Raw genomic sequence first — 1,045 nt, 5'->3', positions numbered from 1 at the left:
CGGGCCGCATCGCCGTCAGACCGCCCCGGCCCGGCGGTGCCGTCCAGGCTGTGCCCAGGCAGGTACTGCCTGACCGGTGGCACAGGACCGGCAGCACAGGCCCGGCAAGGTTCGCACCCTGACCAACACCGACGCCCCCGCGCGCGTGCGCCCGGGGGCGTCGCGTGTCTGCAATGCAGCCTGGCCGGACCTGATCGGAAAGGACATGGCCGTGTTCCGGTGCGTTGCGTGCGGCACGGGTTGTTGGCGGTTGTGAAGAAATGTCAGGCCGTGCAGTCTGGCCTTGTCCGGCGTGGTAAGCGCCTACTCCGCGCCTGCCATGTTTCCGTTGCTGCATCCTGCGCATGGGTGTAAGATTCCCAACGAATTGACCGTACGTTTTGCCCTACAGGAGAAGCCCATGGGCCGATTTTCCGGCTTCGATGAAGTATACGCCGCGCTGTATGTGGATTTCGACAACATCTATTCGCGTCTGCGCGAACAGGATGAAGACATTGCCCGTGCCTTCGCCACCAACCCCCAGCGCTGGGTGAAGTGGATAGAAGGGCATGCCCTGCGCATGTTGTACGGCGACGGCGTGCGCCGCCGCATCCTGAAACGCATCTGCTACATGAACCCGCAGTGTTTTCACGAGTTCCGTCCTTTCTTCATCCGCGCCGCCTTTCAGGTGGTGGACTGCCCGCCCCTGACCAATCAGGGCAAGACCAGCGCCGACATCCATCTGGTCATGGACTGCATGGACGCGCTGAACCATTCCACCCGCTTCGACGAATTCATCATTCTTTCCGGTGACGCGGACTTCACGCCGCTGCTCATCCGGTTGCAGGAGCATGCCCGCCGTCCGCTGGTGCTTTCCGTGGGCTACACCTCGCCCGCGTACACCGCCGCCGCCTCGTGGCGCATCCGCGAAGACTGGTTCGTGCAGCAGGCCCTGGAAGACGAACGTCCGGCGGAACCCGCGCCCGCACCCGCCCCGTACCCCTCGCGCGGCAACGGCGAACGGCTGGCCCGCGTGGCCGAGGTGGTGCGCCGTACCGTGGCCGAT

At 65.1% G+C, this 1,045-nt stretch carries 1 protein-coding gene; it reads left to right on the top strand.

Annotation, left to right across the window (positions count from 1 at the left end):
• Positions 1-400: 400 nt before the first annotated feature.
• Positions 401-1,045: NYN domain-containing protein (locus FVW20_RS16510; RefSeq protein ID WP_231039185.1), on the top strand; the 645-nt coding region annotated here is incomplete at its 3' end.

Source organism: Nitratidesulfovibrio oxamicus, from assembly GCF_015731765.1.
GTDB lineage: Bacteria > Desulfobacterota > Desulfovibrionia > Desulfovibrionales > Desulfovibrionaceae > Cupidesulfovibrio > Cupidesulfovibrio oxamicus.
The sequence above is the reverse complement of the archived record's forward strand: the minus strand, read 5'-3'. Positions and strand labels throughout refer to the sequence as shown.